Origin of the sequence: Rhodococcus sp. SBT000017, from assembly GCF_003688915.1 — a bacterium.
In the GTDB taxonomy this organism is placed as follows: Bacteria; Actinomycetota; Actinomycetes; order Mycobacteriales; family Mycobacteriaceae; genus Rhodococcoides.
Genome location: NZ_REFU01000003.1, coordinates 65,909 through 90,486 on the forward strand (window position 1 = coordinate 65,909; position 24,578 = coordinate 90,486).

General features: G+C 64.3%; 25 protein-coding genes and 1 riboswitch. Of the genes, 11 read left to right on the forward strand and 14 right to left on the reverse strand.

Going from position 1 to position 24,578, the window contains the following annotated elements; all coding sequences use genetic code 11:
- Positions 1–26: 26 nt before the first annotated feature.
- From AYK61_RS25620 to AYK61_RS25630, 3 genes are read right to left on the reverse strand one after another with little or no spacing between them, the layout of a single operon-like run.
- Entirely contained in the window at positions 27–1,448 is a 1,422-nt protein-coding gene (locus AYK61_RS25620; RefSeq protein ID WP_121873690.1) for an NAD(P)(+) transhydrogenase (Re/Si-specific) subunit beta, read from the reverse strand.
- The gene (locus AYK61_RS25625; RefSeq protein ID WP_068048360.1) at positions 1,448–1,771 is read right to left on the reverse strand and encodes an NAD(P) transhydrogenase subunit alpha; all 324 of its coding nucleotides are present in this window, start codon (positions 1,769–1,771) and stop codon (positions 1,448–1,450) included. Before AYK61_RS25625 ends, AYK61_RS25620 begins: the two co-directional genes overlap by 1 nt.
- Positions 1,771–2,889, reverse strand: a complete 1,119-nt coding sequence (locus tag AYK61_RS25630; protein ID WP_121873691.1) for a Re/Si-specific NAD(P)(+) transhydrogenase subunit alpha — start codon at positions 2,887–2,889, stop codon at positions 1,771–1,773. Before AYK61_RS25630 ends, AYK61_RS25625 begins: the two co-directional genes overlap by 1 nt.
- 254 nt (positions 2,890–3,143) lie before the next feature.
- Between AYK61_RS25630 and AYK61_RS25635 the strand changes: the two genes are divergently transcribed.
- Together AYK61_RS25635 and AYK61_RS25640 are read left to right on the forward strand one after the other, a co-directional pair.
- Positions 3,144–3,584: an HIT family protein gene (locus AYK61_RS25635; protein ID WP_121873692.1), complete on the forward strand. Its 441-nt coding sequence runs from the start codon at positions 3,144–3,146 to the stop codon at positions 3,582–3,584.
- On the forward strand, positions 3,581–4,225 hold the full coding sequence (locus AYK61_RS25640) for a Type 1 glutamine amidotransferase-like domain-containing protein (RefSeq protein ID WP_121873693.1): 645 nt from the start codon (positions 3,581–3,583) through the stop codon (positions 4,223–4,225). The genes AYK61_RS25635 and AYK61_RS25640 overlap by 4 nt, the downstream gene beginning before the upstream one ends.
- 7 nt (positions 4,226–4,232) lie before the next feature.
- Here the strand turns inward: AYK61_RS25640 and AYK61_RS25645 are convergent, their stop codons facing one another.
- On the reverse strand, positions 4,233–4,544 hold the full coding sequence (locus tag AYK61_RS25645; RefSeq protein WP_121873694.1) for a hypothetical protein: 312 nt from the start codon (positions 4,542–4,544) through the stop codon (positions 4,233–4,235).
- 193 nt (positions 4,545–4,737) lie between these two features.
- Between AYK61_RS25645 and AYK61_RS25650 the strand changes: the two genes are divergently transcribed.
- From AYK61_RS25650 to AYK61_RS25660, 3 genes are all read left to right on the forward strand, one after another.
- Positions 4,738–5,253 carry a DUF3558 domain-containing protein gene (locus AYK61_RS25650; protein ID WP_259468296.1) on the forward strand — a complete coding sequence of 172 codons (516 nt, stop codon included), beginning with the start codon at positions 4,738–4,740 and terminating at the stop codon, positions 5,251–5,253.
- Between the two features lie 4 nt (positions 5,254–5,257).
- A complete protein-coding gene (locus AYK61_RS25655; protein WP_121873696.1) occupies positions 5,258–5,794 on the forward strand; it encodes a DUF3558 domain-containing protein in 537 nt (178 codons plus the stop codon).
- Between the two features lie 93 nt (positions 5,795–5,887).
- On the forward strand, positions 5,888–7,270 hold the full coding sequence (locus tag AYK61_RS25660) for an FAD-binding oxidoreductase (protein ID WP_121873697.1): 1,383 nt from the start codon (positions 5,888–5,890) through the stop codon (positions 7,268–7,270).
- A gap of 70 nt (positions 7,271–7,340) precedes the next feature.
- Here the strand turns inward: AYK61_RS25660 and AYK61_RS25665 are convergent, their stop codons facing one another.
- The 10 genes from AYK61_RS25665 to AYK61_RS25710 all read right to left on the reverse strand — a co-directional run bounded on the left by AYK61_RS25665 (position 7,341) and on the right by AYK61_RS25710 (position 18,882).
- A complete protein-coding gene (locus AYK61_RS25665; RefSeq protein WP_121873698.1) occupies positions 7,341–8,645 on the reverse strand; it encodes an aspartate aminotransferase family protein in 1,305 nt (434 codons plus the stop codon).
- Positions 8,646–9,782, reverse strand: coding sequence for an ABC transporter substrate-binding protein (locus AYK61_RS25670; RefSeq protein ID WP_121873718.1), 1,137 nt, complete (start codon positions 9,780–9,782; stop codon positions 8,646–8,648).
- Positions 9,783–9,791: 9 nt separating this feature from the next.
- Positions 9,792–10,535 carry an ABC transporter permease gene (locus tag AYK61_RS25675; RefSeq protein WP_121873699.1) on the reverse strand — a complete coding sequence of 248 codons (744 nt, stop codon included), beginning with the start codon at positions 10,533–10,535 and terminating at the stop codon, positions 9,792–9,794.
- Positions 10,532–11,311: an ABC transporter ATP-binding protein gene (locus tag AYK61_RS25680; RefSeq protein ID WP_121873700.1), complete on the reverse strand. Its 780-nt coding sequence runs from the start codon at positions 11,309–11,311 to the stop codon at positions 10,532–10,534. The genes AYK61_RS25675 and AYK61_RS25680 overlap by 4 nt, the downstream gene beginning before the upstream one ends.
- Positions 11,308–12,213 (reverse strand): ABC transporter permease, encoded by a 906-nt coding sequence (locus AYK61_RS25685; RefSeq protein WP_259468297.1) that lies wholly within the window; start codon positions 12,211–12,213, stop codon positions 11,308–11,310. Before AYK61_RS25685 ends, AYK61_RS25680 begins: the two co-directional genes overlap by 4 nt.
- A 26-nt stretch (positions 12,214–12,239) precedes the next feature.
- A complete protein-coding gene (locus tag AYK61_RS25690) occupies positions 12,240–13,271 on the reverse strand; it encodes a TIGR03842 family LLM class F420-dependent oxidoreductase (RefSeq protein WP_121873702.1) in 1,032 nt (343 codons plus the stop codon).
- Positions 13,272–13,274: 3 nt separating this feature from the next.
- Entirely contained in the window at positions 13,275–14,696 is a 1,422-nt protein-coding gene (gene hydA, locus AYK61_RS25695; RefSeq protein ID WP_121873703.1) for a dihydropyrimidinase, read from the reverse strand.
- On the reverse strand, positions 14,696–15,535 hold the full coding sequence (locus tag AYK61_RS25700) for a nitrilase-related carbon-nitrogen hydrolase (RefSeq protein WP_197914655.1): 840 nt from the start codon (positions 15,533–15,535) through the stop codon (positions 14,696–14,698). Before AYK61_RS25700 ends, hydA begins: the two co-directional genes overlap by 1 nt.
- A 101-nt stretch (positions 15,536–15,636) precedes the next feature.
- Entirely contained in the window at positions 15,637–17,151 is a 1,515-nt protein-coding gene (locus AYK61_RS25705; RefSeq protein WP_121873719.1) for an ATP-dependent DNA ligase, read from the reverse strand.
- 138 nt (positions 17,152–17,289) lie between these two features.
- The gene (locus AYK61_RS25710; protein WP_121873720.1) at positions 17,290–18,882 is read right to left on the reverse strand and encodes a carboxylesterase/lipase family protein; all 1,593 of its coding nucleotides are present in this window, start codon (positions 18,880–18,882) and stop codon (positions 17,290–17,292) included.
- A gap of 98 nt (positions 18,883–18,980) precedes the next feature.
- On the opposite strand from AYK61_RS25710, the gene AYK61_RS28125 reads away from it, so the two are divergent.
- The 6 genes from AYK61_RS28125 to AYK61_RS25740 all read left to right on the forward strand — a co-directional run bounded on the left by AYK61_RS28125 (position 18,981) and on the right by AYK61_RS25740 (position 24,577).
- Positions 18,981–19,628, forward strand: coding sequence for a hypothetical protein (locus tag AYK61_RS28125; protein WP_259468298.1), 648 nt, complete (start codon positions 18,981–18,983; stop codon positions 19,626–19,628).
- A 118-nt stretch (positions 19,629–19,746) separates the two neighbouring features.
- Complete coding sequence (locus AYK61_RS25720; protein ID WP_121873704.1) at positions 19,747–21,144, forward strand: sugar porter family MFS transporter; 1,398 nt, start codon at positions 19,747–19,749, stop codon at positions 21,142–21,144.
- A 63-nt stretch (positions 21,145–21,207) separates the two neighbouring features.
- Positions 21,208–21,307, forward strand: a riboswitch (TPP riboswitch).
- Positions 21,301–22,023: a TenA family protein gene (locus AYK61_RS25725; protein ID WP_121873722.1), complete on the forward strand. Its 723-nt coding sequence runs from the start codon at positions 21,301–21,303 to the stop codon at positions 22,021–22,023. (Overlaps the previous riboswitch by 7 nt.)
- The gene (locus AYK61_RS25730; protein ID WP_121873705.1) at positions 22,020–23,033 is read left to right on the forward strand and encodes an ABC transporter substrate-binding protein; all 1,014 of its coding nucleotides are present in this window, start codon (positions 22,020–22,022) and stop codon (positions 23,031–23,033) included. Before AYK61_RS25725 ends, AYK61_RS25730 begins: the two co-directional genes overlap by 4 nt.
- Positions 23,011–23,847: an ABC transporter permease gene (locus AYK61_RS25735; RefSeq protein ID WP_183130560.1), complete on the forward strand. Its 837-nt coding sequence runs from the start codon at positions 23,011–23,013 to the stop codon at positions 23,845–23,847. The genes AYK61_RS25730 and AYK61_RS25735 overlap by 23 nt, the downstream gene beginning before the upstream one ends.
- Complete coding sequence (locus AYK61_RS25740; RefSeq protein WP_121873706.1) at positions 23,840–24,577, forward strand: ABC transporter ATP-binding protein; 738 nt, start codon at positions 23,840–23,842, stop codon at positions 24,575–24,577. Before AYK61_RS25735 ends, AYK61_RS25740 begins: the two co-directional genes overlap by 8 nt.
- The last annotated feature ends 1 nt before the right edge of the window (position 24,578 follow it).

A 24,578-nucleotide genomic window follows, 5' to 3' on the forward strand; every position in this document is an offset into this window, starting at 1 on the left:
CCATCGATACTGCTGACGGCTCGTGACTAGAGGGCTTTGAGCTCCTCGGTCACCTCGGACACCGACTTCTTCGCGTCACCGAACAGCATCGAGGTGCCCTCGGCGAAGAACAACGGGTTCTCGATGCCTGCGAATCCGGACGACATCGACCGCTTCAGAACGATGACCGACTTCGACTGATCGACGTTCAGGATCGGCATCCCGTGAATCGGGCTCGACGGATCGTTGCGCGCAGCCGGGTTGGTCACGTCGTTCGCGCCGATGACCAACGTGACGTCGGTGCGGGCGAACTCGTCGTTGATGTCGTCCATCTCCTTCATCGCGTCGTACGCGACGTCGGCCTCTGCCAGGAGCACGTTCATGTGCCCTGGCATGCGACCGGCGACGGGGTGAATGGCGTACTTGACCTCGACGCCCTTCGACTCGAGCAGCTTGGCCATGTCCTTGACCGCGTGCTGTGCCTGCGCAACGGCGAGGCCGTATCCGGGAACGACGATGACCTGGTTGGCGTAGGCCATCTGGATGGCAGCGTCGGCCGCGGACGTGGCCTTCGCAGTTCCGCCGCCTGCACCCGCGGGACCTGCAGCAGCGTCACCGCCGCCGAATCCACCGGCGACGATTGCCGGAATGGAACGGTTCATGGCCTTCGCCATGAGGTTGGTCAGGATCGTGCCGGAGGCGCCGACGATCATGCCTGCAACGATCATCGCGGTGTTGTTGAGCGCCAGACCTGCGGCCGCGGCGGACAAACCGGTCAGAGCGTTGAGCAACGAAATGACGACCGGCATGTCCGCGCCACCGATGGGCAGCACAACCGTCAGACCGAGAACTCCGGCGAGTACGAGAACCGCAACGATCCACCACTGCGACACCCCGCCGCCCGGAGTGGCGTTGATGCCGATGACCACTGCAGCTGCCACAGCGCCGATCAGCAGCAGAGCGTTGAGCGGCTGCTGCAACTTGCCGATAGTGATGGGCGAACCGGGCAGGGTCTCCTGCAACTTGAGGAACGCGATCAGCGATCCCCAGAACGAGATGGACCCGATGATCGCCGCGAACAGCGACCCGATGACGATGTGGACCGTCGGCGATTCACCGTGCTTGAAGTTCGAGAAACCCGACGTGTCGAGGAACTCGGCCCAGGCGATCAGCGCGACCGTTCCACCGCCGACGCCGTTGAACAGAGCCACCAACTGTGGCATCGCGGTCATCTTGACCCGGCGAGCAGGCGGGATACCGAGCGCAACGCCGACGACCAGACCGAAGACGATCAGAATCCAGTTACCGGTGTCTCGGATGGAGATCAGCGTGGCCACGACAGCGAGGAACATGCCGATCGCGGCGATCTGATTGCCGCGCACGGCCGTCTTCGGTCCGGTCAGACCCATCAGGCCGTAGATGAACATGCCGAAGGCGACGATGTAGAGAATGTTGACGAGATTGTCCATCAGGAGTCAGCACCCTTCGTGGCCTTGGCAGGGACCGGCTTGGACTTGAACATGCCGAGCATGCGGTCGGTGACCACAAATCCACCGATGACGTTGACGGTTCCGAACACGAGCGCGACGAACAGGATGACCTGCAGGCCGATGGACGGATCCTCGACCTTGCCGAGCACCACCAGGGCTCCGAGCACGACGATGCCGTGGATGGCATTGGTTCCCGACATCAACGGGGTGTGCAAGGTGTTGGGCACCTTGGAGATCACCGCGAAGCCGACGAACCCGGACAACACCAGGATCGCAATGTTCGCGAGCAGCGGGGTGTACATCAGTTCTCCTTCTCACGTGTCACGCAGGCACCGGCAAGAACCTCGTCCGAGAAATCGGGGGCGAGCTTGCCGTCGACCAACATGAGTTCGAGCAATGCCGAGATGTTCTTCGAGTACAGCTCGCTGGCGTGCTCGGGCATCGAGGCCGGCAGGTTCAACGGCGAGCAGATGGTGACGTCGTGCTTGACGACGGTCTCGCCTGGCTCGGTGAGTTCACAGTTGCCACCGGTCTCACCCGCGAGGTCGACCACGACACTGCCGGGCTTCATGCCCTCGACGGCTGCGGCCGTGACCAGTCGCGGGGCGGGGCGTCCGGGCACCAACGCGGTGGTGATGACCACGTCGAATCCCTTGATGGCCTCTTCGAGAGCCTTCTGCTGTTGCACTCGCTCGTCTTCGGTCAGCTCACGTGCGTATCCGCCCTCGCCTGCGGCGTCGATCCCGAGATCGAGCCACTGCGCGCCGACGGAGCGAACCTGATCCGCCACCTCCGGACGCACGTCGTACCCGGTGGGGCGGCCGCCGAGACGCTTCGCGGTGGCGAGCGCCTGCAGACCTGCCACGCCGACGCCCAGTACCAGCACGGTAGCGGGCTTCACGGTGCCCGCGGCGGTGGTGAGCATCGGGAAGAACCGGGTGGACTCGGACGCGGCCAGCAGCACGGCCTTGTAGCCTGCGACGTTGGCCTGAGAGGACAGTGCGTCCATCACCTGCGCCCGCGAGATCCGCGGGATCGCTTCGACGGCGAAGGCCTGCACTCCGGCTGCCTTCAACGCCCCGATGCTGTTCTCCGCGTTGCGCGGTGCCAGAAATCCGATGAGCGTCGAACCCGACGTCAGCTTGGCGATCTCGGCGTCGGACGGCGGCGCGACCTTGACCACGACGTCCGCCGACCATGGATCACCGATGGTCGCGCCGGCGGCGACGTACAGCTCGTCGGGAATCAGAGCGCCGAGACCGGCACCCGATTCGACGACGATCTCGACGCCCTTACCCGTCAGGGAGGCAACGATCTTGGGCACCAGGGCGACGCGACGTTCGCCCTCCCCCGATTCCCGAACCACACCGACGACAGTCGTGGATCCCGAACCCTTCTCAGTGCTCTGCGATGTATCCAAATCTCCGTCTTCCTGCGTTGAATGGTGTCCACTGATCGGCCAATGGCCCCGAACGTGCGACGAGTGGACGAACCCATGCGACAAAGGCACAAGGTCCCTGATAGTAGCCAGAGGAGACAGACCGCGGGTAACCCGGAACACAGTCCGATTCGTTCTGAATCGAGTCCGTTCGGCATTCCGCAGCCACAAGACGAGCAATTGTGATGCACGCCATACAGGTCTATCGGTGATGATCGGACCCTACAGTGACAACCGTGGAATCTTGCATCTTCTGTGCCATCGTCGCCGGCGACGCCCCCGCACACCGTGTGTTCGAGAACGACCACGCGGTCGCCTTTCTCGACATCCGGCCGGTCAGTCGCGGACACCTGCTCGTCGTCCCGCGCGAGCACGCCACCGATCTGAACTCGACCCATCCGGACGCGGCCGCTGACGTGTTTCGCGTCGGGCATACGTTGGCGCGCGCCGTGCGCCACTCGGACCTGCGCGCCGACGGAGCCAATCTCGTGATCAACGACGGCAAGGCCGCATTTCAGACGGTGTTCCACCTCCATCTGCACGTGGTGCCCCGCTGGCATCGGGACCGGATGCGGTTCGCTGCCGGGTTCGTGACGCGCCGCCTGCGTGAGCCCGAGCGTGTCGCGGACTCCGTTCGCGTCGGGTTGGCCCGGTTGAACGGCGAATCGACGGCATGAAGCTGTTCCTGTCCTCGTACCGATTGGGCGGTCACTCCGACGCTTTCGTCGAACTGACCGGGCCGCCGTCCGATCTCGCGGTCATCGCGAACGCATCGGACGCGTGGCCTGCTGCCGCTCGCGAATCCTCGCTTCGCAGCGAGTTCGGTCCGCTGAGCGCGCTCGGGTACCGGCCCGCCGAGCTGGATCTGCGCCAGTACGTGGGTCGGCCCGCCGCATTCGAGCGCGCACTGGACGGCTTCGGTGCGGTCTGGGTGCGCGGGGGCAACACCTTCGTCCTGCGCGCTCAACTCGCCCGCTCGGGTGCAGACGAGATTCTGGCCGAGCGTGTTCGGCGGGGATCGATCGTGTACAGCGGATACAGCGCGGGCGCGTGTGTGGCCGCACCGTCGTTGATCGGAGTCGAGGACGCGGACGACCCAAGCGAGGTTCGGCCCGCCACCGGTGTCGATCCGGTATGGACCGGGCTGGGTCTGGTCGATTTCTCGATCGTCCCGCACTTGAATTCCGTTCTGGACGAGAACGATTCGGGGCATGCAACCGTGCAGCGCCTACGCAGGGACGGTATCGACTGTCGTGGGTTGACCGACGACCAGGCCATCGTCGTCGATGCGTCGGGGACGCGTGTGCTCGGTAGTTGACCTTCGTTCAACCCAGGCGGGCCAGTGGGGCGAGTCGGTCCAGCGAGGACCACGCCAGCGAGCAGCGCCTGGCGGTCATTTCGTCCGCGTCGAGCACCAGCATGTCGAACAACTGCCGAGGGGCCTGATGCCACGAGTCGGCGATCTGCGCGATGGTTGCTCGATCGAACAGCCCGGACTGCGTCAACGCCTGAACCCACTCGTCGATCTCGCCTCGGTGAATGCGCTCGATGGTGTCGTATTCGATTCCGCCCCCGAGGAATTCGTACGAGAACATCGCGGCCACGTAGTTCCAGGAGTCACTTCCGGGATCGATCATGGTGCAGCCTCCTTGTCGACTCGCACCGCATGGGGATGCGAGGTTCGCTGCGCTGGACGCTAGCGTGGCGAACTACAAAATTGCGTGTCGGCGACGCATCGATCTGGTAACGCCTGAGGCTGGTGTTACTGATGTGACTCACTTCGGTCGAACACTCACCCTCCTCCGTACAGGGTGGGTAGAGTCCGCATTCGTGGGCACTCGAGCCGTTGCAGCGTTGATCGCAGCGATCATATTCGGGCTGGTCGGATGCTCGAGCACACCGGACACCGAGGCCGATCCGGATCCGTCCGAGACGGCCGACCAGCCCGTGACCGAAGAACTCTTCGTCGGTGAATGCGGGTCGATGGACGACACGGAAGTGCAGAGACTCACGTCCGTATCCGACCTGACGGTGGTGTCCGAGAACGCCATTCGTTGTCGATGGGAATCCGCGACGGGCGCGTACGCGATGTTCACCTGGTACCGCGGCAGCCCCATCGATCGAGAGAGTTCCGTGGCCGAAGCGGTCGGCCGCACCATCGAGCGCATCGATGTCGACGGTCACCCAGGATTCACCGCCGCGGCCTCGGGAGCGTCGTGCGAGGCCGGGGTCGAGAACGGGGACGGCTTCGTGCACTGGTCCGTCAATTACATGGTCGACGGCCCCCGCGATTCGTGCGACGTCGTCGAGGATCTGGCCAGAACCACGATCTCGAAGGCGAAGTAGCCCGATGACGACGTTCCCCTGCACCGATTCCACCCGTCGCGTCCTTGCCGCTGTCCTCGTCACTGCCGCCGTCGGAACCGGATGCACCACCACCGTGACCGGTAGGGCGGCACCCGCTCGAGGCGGCGGTAGCGGCCAGTTCGACAAGCTGCTCGAGGAGTGCATCGCCGTCCCGGACCCCACCATCGCCGAAACAGTGGGTGCCGACCTCGTCGATCAGTACTTCTACGGTGCAGTGTGCATGTGGACCGGCGTCGGTGCCGCCGGGCTCATCGACGTGACCTTCGCCTGGTTCGAGAACGAAGCCCTCTCGCGCGAGCGAGAGCTGGCCGATCGGCTCGGCTACGCGACCGAGGACGTCGACGTTGCCGGCACCACAGCATTCCTGTCACGACGACCGGCCGACCCATCGTCGTGCGGAATCAGCGCGGCGTACTCGGGCGTCATCACCTGGTGGGTGCAATACCGAGGCGGCAGTCCGGCCGACCCGTGCGCCGCGGCCACCGAACTCGCAGAACTGACACTGCAACGCAACCAGTGACCGACCGACCGACCCCGACCCCGACTCCGCCTCACGCGTGGCCGTGACAGACTCGAGTGTCGACGGTCACATTTTCGACGTGAGGAGACCGAGATGTCGGTGACGACCGATGCAGATGCCCGCCTGAGCGAGCTCGAATCCCTTCTTTCGCCCGGCTCGGTGGTCACCGACCCGGACATCACCGAGGGCTACCGACGCGACTGGGCCAAGGATCCCGACGCCGGTACCCCGCTGGCCGTCGTACGCGCACAGTCCACCGAGGACGTTCGTGCCGTCATGCGATGGGCCACCGAGCACGCCGTGGCGGTCGTCCCACGCGGTGCGGGATCGGGTCTGTCCGGTGGAGCCACCGCCGTGGACGGCGGAATCGTGCTCACCACCGAGTTGATGCGCGAAATCACCGTCGATCCGGTGACCCGCATCGCGGTGGTACAACCCGGACTGCTCAACGCCGAGGTCAAGAAGGCCGTCGCGGAACACGGCCTCTGGTATCCACCGGATCCGTCATCGTTCGAGATGTGTTCCATTGGAGGCAATGCGGCCACCAATGCGGGCGGACTGTGCTGTGTGAAGTACGGCGTCACCACCGATTACGTTCTCGGTCTCGAGGTCGTCCTGGCCGACGGTACCGCCGTCCGACTGGGCGGGCCACGCCTTAAAGACGTTGCGGGCCTGTCCCTGGCGAAGCTGTTCGTCGGCTCCGAAGGCACGCTGGGCATCATCACCGAGATCACTCTTCGATTGATTCCGGCGCAACCTCCCGCCAGTACGGTGGTCGCCTCGTTCGCCTCGGTGCACGACGCCACCGCCGCAATTCTGGCCATCACCCGGAACCTGCGGCCGTCGATGCTCGAGTTCATGGACCGCGCGTCCATCGGTGCCGTCGAAGACGCCATGAACATGGGACTCGATCGCGAGGCGGCGGCGATGCTCATTGCTCGGTCCGACTCCCCCGGTGCCGACCGAGGCCGCGAGATCGAGATCATGGCGGCCGCGTGCACCGAGGCCGGGGCCTCGGATGTCTTCACCACCGACGACCCCGATGAGGGCGAGGCCTTCGCTGCCGCACGGCGATTCGCCATTCCCGCGGTCGAGCGACTCGGCAGCCTGCTGCTCGAGGACGTCGGGGTTCCGCTGCCCGCACTGCCGGCCCTCGTCGACGGAATCGCCGAGCTGTCCACGAAATACGACGTGCTGGTGGCGGTCATCGCCCACGCCGGTGACGGCAACACCCACCCGCTGATCGTCTTCGACCCCGAGGACGCCGACATGACACGTCGCGCCAACATCGCGTTCGGCGCGATCATGGATCTGGCAATCTCGTTGGGCGGCACTATCACCGGTGAACACGGAGTCGGTCGCCTCAAGAAGGCGTGGCTTCCCGATCAGGTGGGTGAGGACGTCATGGAGCTGACCCGCCGAATCAAGACCGCACTCGATCCGGCGGGGATCCTCAACCCCGGTGCTGTGCTGTGAGCGGAGCGGCTGACGCCGCACGTGCGCGCAACTTCGTAGCAGGGGTCGAATTTCCATGCACGACCCTCGGTCAAACGGTGAACCCGTCCGCCACCGCCAATACCTCGTCGAGGATTTCCAGTCCCTGACGAATTTCGTCCTCGGACGTGGTCAACGGCGGGGCAATCTGTAGGCGGTTTCCCGACACGAACGGCCACAGCCCACGTGATTTCGCCGCTGCGGTCACCGTACCCATCGCCGCCGCGTCCTTGCCCGACGCGGCGAACGGCACCAGCGGTTCCCTCGTCGTGCCGTCCTTGACCAATTCGACGGCCCAGAAGAATCCCTTGCCGCGCACCTCGCCCACGCTCGGATGTGATTCGGCCAGCTTCGACAGGCCCGCACCCAGTACGTCCTCGCCGACGTGACGCACGTGCTGAAGGATCTTGTCGCGCTCGAACACTCCGATGGATGCCACGCCCGCGGCGCACCCGAGCACGTGCCCGGAGTAGGTCAAGCCGCCCGGATACGGCTTGTGGTCGAACTGCGAGGCGATCTTCTCCGAGATCACGACACCGCCGAGGGGGATGTACCCGGAGTTGACGCCCTTGGCGAACGTGATCAGATCCGGTGTCACATCCCAGGCCTGGCACGCGAACCATTCGCCGATGCGCCCGAACCCGACCATCACTTCGTCGGCGATGTAGACGATTCCGTACTTGTCGCACAGTGCCCGAACGCCGGCCAGATATCCGGGCGGTGGAATCAGCACACCGTTGGTGCCGATCACCGATTCGAGGATCAGTCCGGCAATGTTCTGCGCGCCCTCGAGCACGATGACCTGCTCCAGATGCGCCAGTGCTGCCGTCGTCTCGTCCTCGGGAGTCGTTGTGCCCCAGGGCGACCGGTAGGGGTACGGCCCGAAGAAGCGCACGACGTCGACGTTGGTGGGTTCGGTGCCCCAACGCCGTGGCTCGCCGGTGAGACCGATCGCAACTCCGGTCCCACCGTGGTACGAGCGATACGCGGCAAGCATCTTCGTACGCCCGGTGTGCTGTCGCGCCAGCCGCACCGCATGCTCGACGGCTTCTGCGCCACCGGTCGTGAAGAACACTCGGTTCAGATCACCCGGCGCACGTTCGGCGATCAACGCGGCGAGTTCACTGCGCTTGTTGTTGGCCACGGTCGGGGAGATGGTCGTCAGAACCTGAGCCTGTTCGACTATGGCGGCGACCACGTCGGGGTGTTGATGGCCGAGATTGACGTTGACCAACTGCGACGAGAAGTCCAGGTATCGGTTGCCCTTGTCGTCCCAGAACCACGATCCCTCCGCCCCCTCGACGGTGATCGGGTTCAGTTCGGCCTGCGCCGCCCAGGAGTAGAACACGTGATCCATCTACTTGCCGCCTTCCTCCAGTGTGACCTCTATCGGAGCGTACGACTCCCCGGTGACGTCCACACCGTCGGCCTTCAACAAATCGAGCGCCTGCGTGACGTACTCGTTGGTGTACGCCTCGGCATCGGGATCGGCTGTCAGCACCGTCGATCCCTCGGCATTCTTGGTGCTCTTGGCGATGTCGACAGTCTGCTGCCAGGCCGCCTCGTCGATCATGCCGATGCCCTCTGCGGACGGCCAGATCAGTTTGTTGACCTCGTTGACCTGCCAGAGCTGGTGACTCGCGCCGAGTGTCGAGCCCGCCGCAACGGTGATGTCGCGGCACGTTTCGACGTTGTCGCGGCAGAAGATCCAGCCCTTCAACGATGCCGCCAGGAATTTGACGGTCTGCTCCTGGTAGGCCTCGTCGGAGAGCCTGTCGGTATTGGCCCAGATCGCGTCCTGCAGCATCGCGACTCCGTCGTCGTTCCAGTTCAGCGCGGTGAAATCGTCTGCGGTGTAGAGCGCACCGGTTGCGGGGTTCACGGTCTCGAGCAACTGCGCGTACTCGTTGTACGACATCGCCTGGGCTGCAGCGATATCACCGGACAACAGGCCGTTCATGTCGAACTGCTGCTGCACCAACGTCACGTCGGAGGGACTGACCCCGGCCTTGGTCATACCGGCGAACAGCTCGAATTCGTTTCCGTAGCCCCAGTTTCCGACGGTCTTGCCCTGGAGGTCGGCGGGTGAGGCGATGTTCTGATCCTTGAACGAGACCTGCAAGGTGCCCGACTTCTGATAGATCTGGGCCACGTCGGTGATGCCGGCTCCGGCCTCACGGGATGCGAGCGCCTTCGGTACCCACGCGACGGCATAATCGGCCTGCCCCTGTGCGAGCACGGTTTGCGGGACGATATCGGTTCCGCCGTCGAGGATTTCGACATCCAGCCCCTGCTCGGCGTAGAAACCCTGATCGACGGCGGCGAGGTAGCCCGCGAACTGGCCCTGCTTGAACCACTGCAGTTGAAGCTTGATCGTGGTGTCCCCGTCGGCACCGGTGTCGGTGTCGGTCGTGGTGGTACTGCACGCCGAGGCGACCACTGCCAGCGCCATCACGGCGGCGAGAAGAGATCGGGGGGTTCGGGTGATCTTCACGTTCATCTCCTAGATACGACGCCGGGACACGAGCTTCTCGAGCAGCAGAACAACCAGAAAGAAGAGCAAACCGACTGCGATGGCACCCATCACATAGGCCCATGCCCGGGGGTAGGCCGTGTTCGCCGCGGCGGAGGTGATCCGCGACCCCAAACCGTTCTGCAATCCACCGAAGTACTCGCAGATGATGGCAGCAATGACAGCATTGGGAGCGGCAACCCGCAACCCGGTGAAGATGTGCGGAACGGCGGACGGGAGGCGGACGATTCGCGTGAACTGCCAACCACCCACGGCATACGACGTCATGAGATCGTGGTGCACGGCCGAGACCTGACGCAGTCCTTTTGCCGCACTGACGAATACCGGGAAGAACACGACGATGGTCACCACGAGGCGGCGCGGTAGATCGGTGGTCGAGGAGAACATCGAATTGAACACCGGCGCAAGAGCGACGATGGGAACGGCTGCAGCACCCGCTGCCAACGGGGTGAGCAATTCGTCGACGATCCGCAGGCGAACCGCTGCCATTGCCGCGAGGAGACCGAGGACCGAGCCTGCGATCAACCCCACCAGAGCATTGGTTCCCGTTGCCAGACTTGCCGATCCGATGTTGCCGAGATTTCGCACGAATTGCTCGGCGATGGCGCTCGGCGACGGCAGCAGGAACGACGGAACCCCCGCGACGACCGTGAGCATTTGCCACAGTGCGAGCGCCGCTGCACCGAACACCACCGGTGGCAGCCAGAGCTTCATCGCAGATCCGCACTTCGAACCGTGCGGCCGTGCAACGCGTCCCGAACCGCGGTGATGGACGAGAAGAACTCCGCCGATTCGCGAGGATCACCGTTCGCGCCGAATCTGTCGATCGTCAGTGTGTCGACGATCCGCCCCGGCCGAGGGGACATCACAACCACCCGATCGGACAGGTACACCGCTTCGGGAATCGAGTGGGTCACGAACACCACTGCCGCGCTCGACTCCTCGGCGATGCGCAGTAGGTCGTTCTGCATCTTCTCGCGGGTCATCTCGTCCAGGGCACCGAACGGCTCGTCCATCAACAACAGTCCCGGCGTTCGGGCCAGCGCCCGCGCGATCGCCACTCGTTGCTGCATCCCACCGGATAGCTGGCTGGGAAACTTCTCTGCGAAATCGGTGAGTCCGACGAGGTCCAGGAGTTCGCGCACCCGTTCCGCGCGTACGCGTTTGGGTACCTTGTGCAGTTCGAGCGGCAACGCGACGTTCGATTGCACTGTGCGCCAATCGAGCAGCCCGGCCTGCTGAAAGGCGATGCCGTATTTCTGTTCGATGCGGGCTCGGCGAGCAGTCAGACCGAACACCGACACAGCACCGGACGTGGGTTGCTCGAGATCGGCAACGATGCGGAGCAACGTCGACTTACCGCACCCCGAAGGCCCGATCAGCGAGACGAATTCACCGGGCGCGATCGCGAGCGAAACATCCTCCAGCGCAGTCACTCCCCCGTCGAACGTCTTCCCGACGCCCTCGACGAGTACCGCATGCTCGGTCATGACCGATCCTTTCGACCAGGCGAGCGGCCCGCATACCGACTCAGTGCGATGTCGAGCAGCGACACCAACCCGGTCACCACCAGCCCGAGCACCGCTGCACCGAGAACAGCGGCGTACAGGCGGGATGCGTCTCCTGTTGCCTGCTGCGAGAACACGATGATCTGCCTGCCGATACCGCCGGTCGTTCCGGTGGAGATTTCGGCGACCACGGCACCGATCACGGCGGCGGCCGCGGCCAGACGCAGCGCCGGAATCAGATGCGGCACAGAGGCGGGTAGGCGTAGTCGAACGAGGGTGGTCCACCATCCGGACGCATAGCTGTGCATCAGATCGAGTGCTGCCCGATCGGGTGCACGCAGGCCTCGCAGCATCCCCACCGCCACCGGGAAGAACGCGAGATACGACGCGATGACGGTGATACTCATCCACGGCTGCCATGCGTAGCCGCCGATGGCAATCTTCCCGCCCCACCCCGCGACCAGCGGTGCCAACGCGATCAGCGGAACCGTCTGCGAGACGATCACATACGGCAACACGGACCGCTCGACCCACACGAATCGCTGCATCGCCACGGCCAGCACCAGCCCGACCACCGTCCCCAACGCGAACCCCAGTACCGCGAGCCCGAACGTGAACAGGCCACTGGAGGCGATCGCGGCACCGACACTGCGAGCCCCGGCGACGTTCACCTCGGGCTCGGTGAGCGCCGCCAACACCGACCACACGTGCGGTAGCGCGCCGTCGTCGGTGCGCGGCAGCACCCGCACTCCGGCGATACTCACCCCGTCCTCGGGGACGAGCACTTTCACCAGCTCCCAGAAAACCAGCAACAAGCCGACGGCCACCACCGCCATCAACGGACGCCGCCCTCCTCGATTCGCACCGGCGGGAGTAGGCGCCACCACCGAAGCCTGATCGAGAACGCTCGTCACGACGTTGCCGTCACGCTCGGGCGAATCTGCGGAATGATGCTCTCTCCGTACGCTTCGAGTGTCGCGGCCTTGGCGTCGTGCTGCAGGTACACCGAGAACTGGTCCACGCCGAGTGTCTCCAGCTCTTTCAGCTTGGCGATGTGATCTGCCGGGGTGCCCAGCAGGCAGAACCTGTCGATCACCTCGTTCGGAACGAATTCTGCGTGCGAATTGCCTGCTCGGCCGTGCTCGTTGTAGTCGTAACCTTTGCGCGCCGCGATGTAGTCGGTGAGTGCCTGTGGAACTCCGCCGCCATCGCCGCCGTAGCGCGAGACGATATCGGCGACGTGATTGCCGACCATCCCGCCGAACCAACGACACTGATCTCGGGCATGTTCGAGCCCTGCATCGGTACCGTCGGTGACGTACGCGGGAGCTGCAACGCAGATCGAGATCGAATCCGGGTCGCGACCCGCCTGCTCGGCCGCAGCGCGGACCCGGCCGATCGTCCACGCCGCGATGTCGGGATCGGCCAGCTGCAGAATGAAACCGTCCGCCACCTGTCCGGTGAGCTCGAGGGCTTTGGGTCCGTACGCCGCAACCCATACCTCGAGTCGGGACCGCTCCGCCCATGGGAACTGCACCGTCGTCTCACCGACCCGAGCACTCCGCCCGTTGGCCAGGCTGCGGATCACATCGATCGATTCCCGCAGCGTGGCAAGGGTTGTCGGCTTGCCGCCGAGGGCACGGACCGCCGAATCACCGCGGCCGATGCCGCAGACGGTCCGATTGCCGAACATGTCGTTGAGCGTCGCGAACGTCGATGCCGTAACCGTCCAGTCGCGGGTGGCGGGATTGGTGACCATCGGACCGACGGTCACCCGCCTCGTCGCGGCCAGAATCTGACTGTAGATGACGTACGGTTCCTGCCACAGCAGGTGCGAATCGAACGTCCACACGTGCGAGAAGCCATGTGTCTCTGCCTGTCTGGCCAGGTCGACCACACGGGACGCCGGCGGATTGCATTGGAGCACTACCCCGATGTCCATAGCTCAGATCAGATTCTGCGACAGGTCGCGTCGGACGAATCGGCCGTGTCCAGCAGTGCCGGAATAGGATCCGCCGTCGACGATGATCCGGCCACGCGAGATCACGGTGTCGACGTGCCCGTCGATCTCGAAACCCTCGTACGCCGAATAGTCCATGTTCATGTGGTGGGTCTTGTCGACGCCGATGCTGGTGTGTCCGTTCGGGTCGTAGATCACGATGTCCGCGTCGGCACCGGGGGTGATGACGCCTTTCCTCGGATACATTCCGAACATCCTGGCCGGGGTGGTGCAGCAGACGTCGACCCACTTCTCGAGCGTGATCCTGCCGCTCTTGACGCCCTGGAACATCAGATCGATGCGGTGTTCAACCGAGCCGATCCCGTTGGGAATCTTGGAGAAATCGCCGATACCCATCTCCTTCTGATCCTTCATGCAGAACGGGCAGTGATCGGTACTGACGGTCGCCACGTCACCGGTGCGTAGATAGCGCCACAACTCGTCCTGATGCCCCTCCGCTCGCGACCGCAATGGCGTCGAGCAGACCCACTTGGCACCCTCGAAGCCCGGTGCACCGAGTTGTTCCTCGAGCGACAGATACAGGTACTGTGGACAGGTCTCGGCAAAGACGTTCTGCCCGTTGCCCCGGGCCTGCGCGATCTGTTCCAGGGCCTGCTTGGCAGAGACGTGTACGACGTAGAGCGGTGCACCGGTGACGTTGGCCAGCATGATGGCTCGGTGCGTCGCCTCCTCCTCGAGCTGCCACGGCCGTGACGTGCCGTGGAAGTACGGGGCCGTGTCTCCACGCGCGATCGACTGAGCGACCAGTACGTCGATCGCGATGCCGTTCTCCGCGTGCATCATCAGCAGTGCACCCGTTTCGGCGGCGGACTGCATGGCGCGCAGGATCTTGCCGTCGTCGGAGTAGAACACGCCCGGGTAGGCCATGAAGAGTTTGAAACTGGTGACGCCCTCGGATACCAACTCGCTCATGGCTTTCAGGGAATCGTCGGTGACGTCGCCGATGATCTGATGGAAGCCGTAGTCGACGGCGCACTGCCCCGCGGCCTTGTCGTGCCATTGCGCCAGAGTGTCCTGGACGCGCTGACCGGGTGTCTGAATCGCGAAGTCCACGATCGTCGTCGTGCCACCCCACGCCGCTGCGCGCGTTCCGGTTTCGAAGGTGTCGGAGGCGAACGTACCGCCGAACGGCATCTCCATGTGTGTATGTCCGTCGACCCCACCCGGAATGACGTATTTGCCGGTCGCGTCGACGACGACGTCCGCCGAGGTCTTCAGGTCCGCGGCCAGGGAGACCGATCCGGGTGCCAGCACTGCAACGATGCTTTCACCGTCGATGAGAACATCCAATTCCTGTGCGCCGGTGGTCGATACCACGGTCCCGCCGTGCACGAAGGTGGTGGCCATCAGGGTTGCACCAGTGGGCCGTATGCGTCGGGTCTACGGTCGCGATAGAAGGCCCACCGGTCGCGAACCACCTTGATCAAATCCATGTCGAGGTCGCGCACGATAATTTCGGATTCCGAATCCGACGCCACCTCGCCGACGAATTTGCCTTCGGGGTCCACGAAGTAGCTGGTCCCGTAGAAGTCGTCGTCACCGTATTCGGATTCGATTCCGACTCGATTGATCGCGCCCACGTAGTACTCGTTGGCGACGGCCGAGGCGGGTTGTTCGAGCTTCCACAGGTAGTTGGACAGGCCCCGCGAGGTGGCCGACGGATTGAAGACGATTTCGGCACCGGCAAGACCGAGTGCGCGCCACCCTTCCGGGAAATGTCTGTCGTAGCAGATGTAGACACCGATACGCCCGACCGCGGTGTCGAACACCGGCCACCCCAGATTGCCGGGGCGAAAATAGAACTTCTCCCAGAATCCGTTCACGTGAGGGATGTGGTGCTTTCGATACTTGCCGAGATACGTGCCGTCTGCATCGACGACGGCAGCGGTGTTGTACAGAAGTCCGGGCTGTTCCTGCTCGTAGACGGGCAGAATCATCACGATGCCGAGTTCTTTCGCCAATGCGGCGAAACGGTCGACGGTGGGCCCGGGTACCGATTCTGCGTATTCGTAGAACTTCGCATCCTGTAACTGACAGAAGTACGGACCGTAGAAAAGTTCTTGGAAACAGACGACTTTCGCGCCCTGCTCGGCGGCGGACCGAGCAAACCCCTCGTGTGCCGCGATCATCGATTCTTTGTCACCGGTCCACTTGCTTTGGACCAGAGCAGCTCGAACTGTGGACATCATTGGCACTCCATCTCTCGCTGGCTTGCACCCTCAAGATATTTTGCGCCGTGTTACGGGATCGTTCGGCCGGTTTCGTATGTATTAATCGTCGGAACTGTTCACGAGTGTGGAAGGAGTGCGCGCACCGCGTCGATGGAATCCGCGGTGGCGAGGTTCTTGTCGGGGCGGTATCGCAGTACTCGCGCGAATCTCAGGGCCACACCGCCCGGGTACCGTGGGCTGACCTGCACGCCGTCGAGTTCGATTTCGACGATCAGTTCGGGGCGCAGGTACACGGTGTGCTCGTCCCGCTCTCGCTCGTGTTTCGGGAATTCATCGGTCTGCCATTGCAACAGAACGTCGGTCAGGCCTTTGAAGGTCTTACCGACCATGATCGGGTCACCGCCGTCGGGATCGCGAGCTCCGAGGTGCAGGTTGGACAGGTAGCCGGTGCGGCGCCCGTATCCCCACTCGGCTCCGAGGACGACGAGGTCGAGGGTGTGCTCGGGTTTGACCTTCTGCCAGCTCTTTCCGCGGCGGCCTGCCGCGTACGGCGCACCGAGAGCTTTGAGCATGACCCCTTCGTGCCCGGCGTCGAGCGCTGCGTCGAAGTGGGCCTCTGCCGCGTCCGCATCGGGTCTGACGGCACTGGGAATTCGGTGCTCCGGTGCCACTCGGTCCAATGCGGCCAGGCGCTGCTCCAGCGGGGCATCGAGCAGGTCGACACCGTCGAGGTGCAGGCAGTCGAAGAAGTAGGGCTGCAGCAGCAGCTCGTGCGCGCTCTCGGCACCGAATCGGCTCATCGTTTCCTGGAACGGTCGCGGGCGGCCGCTGTCTTCGAGCGCGAGGGTCTCCCCGTCCAGGACCACCGACTCGCACGGAAGCGCGAGAACCAGGTCCACCAACTCGGGCACACTCGCAGTGATGTCGCGCAGAGTACGCGTGTAGATGCTCACGTCGGTTCCGGAGCGGTGCACCTGAATTCGTGCACCGTCGAGCTTGTACTCCACGGTGACATCGCCGGACAGTTGTTCCCAAGCACCGCGCAGAGATTCCGCGGGCGACGCCAGCATCGGCCGGACCGGTCGACCGACCTCGAGCCGGAATGCATCCAGCGCGTCGACGCCACCGGTGATGGCGGCGATCGCCGTCGCGGGCAAACGACCCGACAGCATGAATGCGCGACGCACCGGCGCTTGCGGCAGGTTCGTGGCCGCGGCAACTGCGTCGACCATGATCCCTTCGAGCGCGCCCTGACGCAGCTCACCGGTGACGAGCCGGATCAGAAATTGACGCTCCTCGGTTGTACTCCGGGAGAACAGGTCGGTCAGTAGCGCCACCCGACGCGCAGCAGAACCGGCCCCCGAGGTCGCCGCGACCGAAGAAATCGCCTCGTCCACCTCGGCAACCGTCAGCGTCGAGTCCGCAGCAGCCGCAACGTCGAGATCGGCCAGCGTGCGCCAGCCGACCCCTATCCGCCCCTGCGGTAACTCCCCCGACAGCCAGGACACGGCGGGCTCGATATCTCCGACATCGGCCTCGGCGAGCAGGGCACCGATCTGCCCGATCTTGATCTTTCGCGAACGCGTCGCCGACACAGCACGGGACGTTTCGACGATCCTCGACATCAACACAACATCGAACATAACCGCCCCCACCGACAGCGTGCTGACATCCAATTGTTACCGGTGTGACTCGAGCGACTGGTGTTCTTGCTGTTACGTTCGATTCATGTCAGCCACGTCCGTGCTAAAAAGCGCATGGACGACGCGTCAGCTGAATCCGAGAACCTGGTCGCCCCACGCAGCGCGCATGTCGCCGTCGGGGTCGTCGACGAGAGTGTCGGATGCATCGATCACCAGCGTCCAGCGCGTCTTCTCGGTGTACGGAGCCCAATGCTTGGACGCATCCAACGCGGCGGGGACGCCGTACCGTGCGAAAGCGAGCCAGCGTCTCTGCATCCGCGCCGACACCGCCATTGCCGGCTTTCGGCCACCGAGCCAGAAGGTGGGGTCTCGGTTGAGCGTTCCGAAATTGCCGAAGACATACGGCAGTTCGGTCGCGTGTCCGGCTCCCACCCGTGCGGCCTTGAGCATCGGCGTCGCATGATCGAATCGGTACATCCATGTCGGCGAATGCCTGCTGTGCCCGTCGGCGATCCACACGCTCGGCATGAGGAATCCAGCGTCGCGCGACATGGCCTGTGCCCCAGCCGGTTTGTCACGGTCCGGGTATGCAGCCATGATCTCGGCGACTCGATAGGCAGGCAGATCCGCGTGGTCGTGAGCGATGGCGCGGAACATCTCGGAGACGGTGTCGGAGGTGATCGGCATCAACGGAGACTTCATGAATCGGAAGATCGAGGGCTCGTCGTGGTTGGTGCCGATGATCAACGGGATTTTGTGCGAGAGGCCCTTCTGAAAGGCTGCCACGGGATAGCGCGGAACGATATCTCCATCGACGACCGGCGAAAGGCCAAGTGTCCCAGGAACTGTCGTCGGGATCTCGTAGCAGAGCGTGTCGCCGGCGGTGACCAGCCTGGTGAAATGCATCTCGAACAGTTCCCCGATGTCTTCCGGGTCGACCCCCACCAACTCCAGGAATCTCGATGCCACCGCGGCTCCGCGTTCGGGGCCGTACACCGAGGTCGCAGGCGCGCTCTGCACGATCGCTCGCTGGAACAGGCCCTCGGCCTTCGGAGAGGTCATCAACGTGGTGACCGACGCTCCCCCGGAGGATTCGCCGAACACCGTCACCTGATCGGGATCGCCGCCGAACGCGGAGATGCACTCGCGGACCCACTGCAGCGCGGCAATCTGATCTCGCAGTCCCAGATTGGTCTCGAAGGTGTGCTCGTCGGTGGAGAACGACGAGAGGTCGAGGAACCCGAACGCGCCGAGACGAAAGTTGATGGTCACCACCACCACGTCGCCGTTCTCGCTGAGGTTCCTCCCGTCGTAGACCCGCTGCGCGGACGATCCGAGCGAGTACGCACCGCCGTGGATCCACACCAGCACCGGCCGCAGTTCTGCGTCGGGACGGGGAGCCCAGACGTTGAGCGTGAGACAGTCCTCGGAAATCGACAGCGACGGATCGATCGGCACCGGGCTGTCGCGTCCCTGCGGAGCCATCGCACCGAATTCGAGGCCGTCGATCACTCCCGACCAGGGCTGCAACGGACGCGGCGCACGGAACCGGTGCTTCCCCACCGGAGGCGTCGCATAGGGAATACCGCGCCAGGCCACGATCGGCGACGCATCGGCAGCGACCGGATAGCCCAGAACGTCACCGTAGGGCGTGGCCACGAGCACGGTGGAATCGGACGCAGCGGAATTGGACGCAGCGGAGTCGGACTCGGTGTCCATGGCACCTCCCGTTCGGTCGTTGCCCAACGTACCAACATCAACCACCCCCTCGGCGACGATACGCACAGCGTCGACGCCCGCGAGCGAAGGAACCGACGATGAAGAGAATCGGATGTGCCGCAGTGGCAGTCGTCGGGGCGTGCCTGCTCGGAGCCTGCGGCGCGAGCGGCGAAGGTGACGGTCCGATGGCCACCGTGATCACCGACCGCCCCACCCCGATCACCACGGCTCCCTCCGCCCCCTCTGCCACGTCGGCAACACCGTCCACCACCGCGACCGGCACGCCGACGTCCACCACTCCGGCACCGACGAGTCCTGCTGCAGCGCAGGCGAAGCCGCAGGACTACGCAGGCAAGGCACCCGGCTGGTACTACTTCTCGAGCCCCAGCGGAAAATTCGAGTGCGGAATCGCCGTCCTCGAATCCTCGATCGCCGGATGCCACGGATCACTCCCTGATTCGGCACCCGAGGTTCCCGGCAGCGGGACGTCGGGAACGGCGGTGAAACCCAATGCTGTGCAGCTGATCGCCGGGTCCCCGGCGAAGTTCGAAAGCCTCGGCGATCCCAAATTCCACCGTTTCGACGGTCCTGCGGCGGCCTTGCCGTACGGCGAAGTGCTCACCGTCCCCGGAAGTGGCTCAACCAACGGCCTGCAGTGCAGCATCGACGAGCAGACCGGGGTCACGTGCTCCGATCAGGTCGGCCACGGCTTCACCGTCTCGGACGAGGATTTCGACCTTCGTTGACGGTCTCGTTCGCGCGGCAAATTACCAGGCGTAATGTCCGGGGACGGTACGACAATCCCTGCCGTACGGTCTCCCCAGCGGCCGACGCCCGTGCGCGCGGCCGGAAGGTGCATCACTCATGAATCAGACCTCGGACCGCCACACAGCGAAGGTCATCGGCGTCAGCATCGCCGCTGCTGTGGGCGGGTTCCTGTTCGGCTTCGACAGCTCGGTCATCAACGGCGCTGTCGACTCGATCGAAGATCACTTCTCCCTCGGCTCGTTCACCACCGGCTTCGTGGTCGCGATCGCCCTCATCGGGTGCGCAGTGGGTGCCTGGTTCGCCGGCAGCCTCGCAGACCGTTGGGGACGCAAGAAAGTCATGCTGCTGGGCTCGGCCCTGTTCGTCATTTCCTCGATCGGTTCGGGATTGGCGTTCAGCGTCCCCGATCTCATGCTCTGGCGAGTGCTCGGCGGACTCGGAATCGGCATCGCCTCGGTGATCGCACCGGCGTACATCGCCGAGATCGCTCCGGCCAAATGGCGTGGCTCCCTGGCCTCGCTCCAGCAATTGGCCATCACCATCGGCATTTTCGCAGCTCTGCTGTCCGACGCCCTTCTCGCCGGTGCCGCCGACGGCGCGTCCAACGACCTGTGGTTCGGCATCGAGGCCTGGCGCTGGATGTTCCTGGTCGGCGTGATTCCCGCTCTCGTGTACGGGTTGCTGGCCACCCTGATCCCGGAGTCTCCGCGCTACCTCGTCGGTCAGCATCTCGACGAAGAAGCGGCCCGAGTCCTCGCCGAGATCACCGGTGAGCTGCATCCGGACGAGCGCGTCCACGAGATCAGACTGACGCTGCGCAAGGAGTCACGCTCGTCGTTCGCCGACATTCGCGGTCCGAAGTTCGGCCTGCAACCCATCGTCTGGGTCGGCATCACGATGGCCGTGCTGCAGCAGTTGGTCGGCATCAACGCGATCTTCTACTACTCGACGACGCTGTGGCGGTCGGTCGGCTTCACCGAGGATCAATCGTTCACCACCTCTGTCATCACCGCTGTGATCAACGTGGTCATGACGTTCGTGGCGATCCTGTTCGTCGACCGAATCGGTCGGCGCAAGCTGCTGATGGCGGGCTCGATCGGCATGTTCGGCGGGCTCGTCATGGCGTCGGTGGCGTTCTCGCAGGCGACCGGCAGCGGCGATGACGTCACGTTGCCCGCTCCGTGGGGTGCGATCGCGTTGGTCGGTGCCAATCTGTTCGTCATCTTCTTCGCCTCGACCTGGGGTCCGATCATGTGGGTCATGCTCGGTGAGATGTTCCCCAACCGCATGCGCGCCATGGCGCTCGGCATCGGTACCGCAGCCAACTGGATGGCCAACTTCGCTGTCACGCTTGCCTTCCCACCCCTGACGTCGTCTGTGGGGCTCTGGGTGATCTACGCAGGGTTCGCTTTGTTCGCCGCGCTCTCGTTCTTCTTCGTGAAGGCCAAGATCAGGGAGACCAAGGGCATGGAACTCGAGGACATGCTGGGCTGACGCCGAACCGCAGATACAGGGGCGGCGGCATCGACACCGAGTGACCGGTGTTACTGTCGCTTTCGTTCTGACACGGGGTGTGTCCGCCGATGCGGATGCTGAGATCAAACCCGCCGAACCTGATGCAGGTAATGCTGACGAAGGGATGTCAAGGCGATGACGCCTGTTGTATCTGCGGACCCGGTCCGCTTCACCGATCTACTGTGGGATGCCTCCGAGGACATTCGACGCGCGATCGACGACCTCGAATTTCTTCGACTCCTCGGGGCGGGGACGCTTCCGCTCGACGCGTTCCGTCGGTACCTCGAACAGGACTCGCTCTATCTCGGTGGGTACGTCAAGTCGCTGTCGCTGCTGGCAGCACACGCACCGAACCCGGTCGCCGGAGCATTCTGGGCAAGCGCCGCCGCGAGCGCGATGGACGAGGCCGCGTCGCACGAAGCGATGCTGACCGGTGGAGCCCTGCCCCCGTCGACCCGGACGCCAGAGCCTTCCCCGGCATGCCTCGGTTACACGTCCTACCTGACCGCGACGGCGGCAACCGAACCGTATCCTGTTGCAGCAGCAGCTGTTCTGCCCTGCTTCTGGATCTACGCCGACGTCGGCCGCTCACTCGCCGGTGCAGCGAGGGCGGTTCTCGATCGCGATCCCGATCACCCGTATGCGCAGTGGGTGGCCGCGTACGACGCTCCCGAATTCCATGCCATCGTCGACGCAGCCAGGACATTCGTGGACGACGCGGCTGCTGCCGCGACTCCGATACAGCGCGAGCAGATGATCGACGCCTTCGTCGTGGCATCGAGGTACGAATTGATGTTCTGGGACAGCGCGTTACATCCCACCCCATGGCCCCTGGCCGAGAGTGCGGTGTACGCATGAGAACCACTCGAATTCTCGCCTCGTTGGCGGCGGCCGTCGTTGCCACGACCGGACTGGCGGGCTGCTCGGACTCGACGGACTCCGACACCATTCGGTTCGCGTTGGACTGGACGCCCAACACCAACCACACCGGCCTCTATGTGGCCCTGCAGGAAGGCTATTTCGCCGACGCCGGCCTGGACGTGGAGATTCTGCCGTACAACAATACTGCGGCGGACACTCTCGTCGATGCCGGAAACGCCGAGTTCGGTATCAGCACACAGAGTTCGGGCGTCTTCGCCACCTCGGCGGGCGCGCAGATCGTCTCGGTCCTCGCGCCGCTCCAACACTGGGCGACCGGCATCGGAGTTCGCGCCGATCGAGACGACATACCGAGCCCGAAGGCGCTCGACGGGAAGGTCTATGCCGGCTTCGGCGAGTCCGGCGAGCAGGCCGGACTCGAGAAGGTCATCCAGAACGACGGCGGCACAGGCGAATACGAAACGGTGGTACTGGGCACCTCGGCGTACGAGGCGGTCTACTCCGGGACCGCCGACTTCACCGTCTCCTACTTTGCGTGGGAAGGCATCGAGGCCGAGCACAGCGGAACGCCGATGAAGTACTTCGACTACACCGACTACGGATTTCCCGACGCCTACGCGATCACGATCAGTGGCAACGAGCCCTGGCTCGCCGCCCATCCGGATCAGGCCGAGAAGTTCGTCCAGGCACTTCAGCGCGGCTACCAACTCGCCGCCGACGATCCGGACAAGGCCGCACAGGATCTGATCGACGCCAATCCGGGAACATTCACCGACGAATCGCTCGTCTTCGAGAGCCAGGAGATGCTCGCAGAGAAGTACATGAAGGACTCCACTGGCGAGGTAGGACGGCAGAGTCTCGACAAGTGGACCGAGTACTCGAAATTCCTCTACGACAGCGGTGTGCTCGCCGATCAGAACGGCGCGCCTCTGACCGCGGAGCCGGACTGGTCGACCTACTTCACCAATGACTACCTCGGCGATCGATGAGCCGGTAGCCGCTGACCGAGGTTCCTACTCGTTCAGCGGTATCCGAGCCTCGCTGCGTTGGGCGTGGCCTGCGCTGACCGTCGTCGTTCTGATCATCGCCGCCTGGCAGGTCTACGTCCAGATCAGCGGCATCCGGCCGCAGGTGCTGCCGTCCCCCGGCCGCGTGGTGGTCCAGGGTTGGGCGCAACGCGATGCGATCGCCGAGAACGCGGCGGCGACCCTGCAAGTGACCCTCGTCGGTTTCGCGGTCTCCCTGGCCCTGGCCTGGTTGCTGGCCATCGCGGTGGACTTCTCGCCGTGGCTGCGGCGCGCGTTCGTTCCCCTCTTCGTCGTATCGCAGACGCTTCCCATCATCGCGATCGCGCCGCTGTTGATCATCTGGTTCGGCTTCGGGCTGCTTCCGAAGATCCTGGTGATCGCACTGGCCACGTTCTTCCCCATGGCCATCGGGCTCATCGAGGGTTTCGCAGCGGCCGATCGGGACGCGCGGTCGCTGCTGGCCAGCATGGGTGCCTCGCGCTGGCAACAGTTTCGATACGTGCGGCTACCATCGGCGCTGCCCCGCTTCTTCACCTCGCTGCGCATCGGAATCACCTACGCCGTCGTCGGTGCGATCTTTGCCGAATATGCCGGGGCCAGTGCGGGACTCGGCATCTACATGAGCCAACAGAAGAACTCGTTTCGTACCGATCTGGTTCTCGCCGCGGTTGCCGTGACCGCCGTGATCAGTGTGGTCCTGTTCGTCTCGACTTTCCTGGTGGAGCGGTTTGTCGCGCCTTGGGCACGTCACGGTTCGGCGGGTCTCCATGTCTGACGCCGACACCTGCATCGATGTTCGCGATCTCAGCAAATCATTCGGCGAGAAGCCCGTCCTCGACGGCATGTCGTTCGGTGTTCGCCCCGGCGAGTTCGTGTCGATCATCGGCCCGAGCGGTTCCGGTAAGAGCACGGTGTTCAACATGCTGGCCGGGCTCGACAGGCCCGATTCCGGCACGGTTCGAGTACCGCCGTGCGCCTACATGCCGCAGAAGGATCTCCTGTTTCCGTGGCGTTCGGTGTTGGACAACACCACCCTCGGGCTCGAAGTGCAGGGCGTTGCCAAGAAGGAAGCGCGTGCGCGGGCACGCGAGCTGTTCCCGGTGTTCGGCCTGGACGGGTACGAGTCGGCCAGACCGTCCGAGCTCTCCGGCGGCATGCGCCAGCGGGCGGCGCTGCTGCGCACGGTGGTGCAGGGACGATCGGTACTACTGCTCGACGAACCCTTCGGGGCGCTGGACTCGTTGACTCGAAGCGACATGCAGGCGTGGTTGCAGCAGGTCTGGTCGGAATTTCGGTGGACAGTGCTGATGATCACGCACGACATCCGCGAAGCGGTCTATCTCTCCGATCGCGTGATCGTCCTCTCCCCCAGGCCCGCCCACGTTCGACGCCAGATCGAGGTCACGCTGCCCCGCCCACGCGGGCTCGAGATCGTCACGACGCCGCAGTTCGCGGCGGTCGAGAAACAGTTGATGGACGTTCTGCTCAGCGCGTCGACGCTCTGAC

Coding starts and splice junctions, on each gene's coding strand:
- AYK61_RS25620 (WP_121873690.1), bottom strand. CDS start 1,448: ATGGACAATCTCGTCAACATTCTCTACATCGTCGCCTTCGGCATGTTC.
- AYK61_RS25625 (WP_068048360.1), bottom strand. CDS start 1,771: ATGTACACCCCGCTGCTCGCGAACATTGCGATCCTGGTGTTGTCCGGG.
- AYK61_RS25640 (WP_121873693.1), top strand. CDS start 3,581: ATGAAGCTGTTCCTGTCCTCGTACCGATTGGGCGGTCACTCCGACGCT.
- AYK61_RS25645 (WP_121873694.1), bottom strand. CDS start 4,544: ATGATCGATCCCGGAAGTGACTCCTGGAACTACGTGGCCGCGATGTTC.
- AYK61_RS25655 (WP_121873696.1), top strand. CDS start 5,258: ATGACGACGTTCCCCTGCACCGATTCCACCCGTCGCGTCCTTGCCGCT.
- AYK61_RS25660 (WP_121873697.1), top strand. CDS start 5,888: ATGTCGGTGACGACCGATGCAGATGCCCGCCTGAGCGAGCTCGAATCC.
- AYK61_RS25665 (WP_121873698.1), bottom strand. CDS start 8,645: ATGGATCACGTGTTCTACTCCTGGGCGGCGCAGGCCGAACTGAACCCG.
- AYK61_RS25675 (WP_121873699.1), bottom strand. CDS start 10,535: ATGAAGCTCTGGCTGCCACCGGTGGTGTTCGGTGCAGCGGCGCTCGCA.
- AYK61_RS25680 (WP_121873700.1), bottom strand. CDS start 11,311: ATGACCGAGCATGCGGTACTCGTCGAGGGCGTCGGGAAGACGTTCGAC.
- AYK61_RS25690 (WP_121873702.1), bottom strand. CDS start 13,271: ATGGACATCGGGGTAGTGCTCCAATGCAATCCGCCGGCGTCCCGTGTG.
- hydA (WP_121873703.1), bottom strand. CDS start 14,696: ATGGCCACCACCTTCGTGCACGGCGGGACCGTGGTATCGACCACCGGC.
- AYK61_RS25700 (WP_197914655.1), bottom strand. CDS start 15,535: ATGTCCACAGTTCGAGCTGCTCTGGTCCAAAGCAAGTGGACCGGTGAC.
- AYK61_RS25710 (WP_121873720.1), bottom strand. CDS start 18,882: ATGGACACCGAGTCCGACTCCGCTGCGTCCAATTCCGCTGCGTCCGAT.
- AYK61_RS28125 (WP_259468298.1), top strand. CDS start 18,981: ATGAAGAGAATCGGATGTGCCGCAGTGGCAGTCGTCGGGGCGTGCCTG.
- AYK61_RS25720 (WP_121873704.1), top strand. CDS start 19,747: ATGAATCAGACCTCGGACCGCCACACAGCGAAGGTCATCGGCGTCAGC.
- AYK61_RS25725 (WP_121873722.1), top strand. CDS start 21,301: ATGACGCCTGTTGTATCTGCGGACCCGGTCCGCTTCACCGATCTACTG.
- AYK61_RS25730 (WP_121873705.1), top strand. CDS start 22,020: ATGAGAACCACTCGAATTCTCGCCTCGTTGGCGGCGGCCGTCGTTGCC.
- AYK61_RS25735 (WP_183130560.1), top strand. CDS start 23,011: ATGACTACCTCGGCGATCGATGAGCCGGTAGCCGCTGACCGAGGTTCC.
- AYK61_RS25740 (WP_121873706.1), top strand. CDS start 23,840: ATGTCTGACGCCGACACCTGCATCGATGTTCGCGATCTCAGCAAATCA.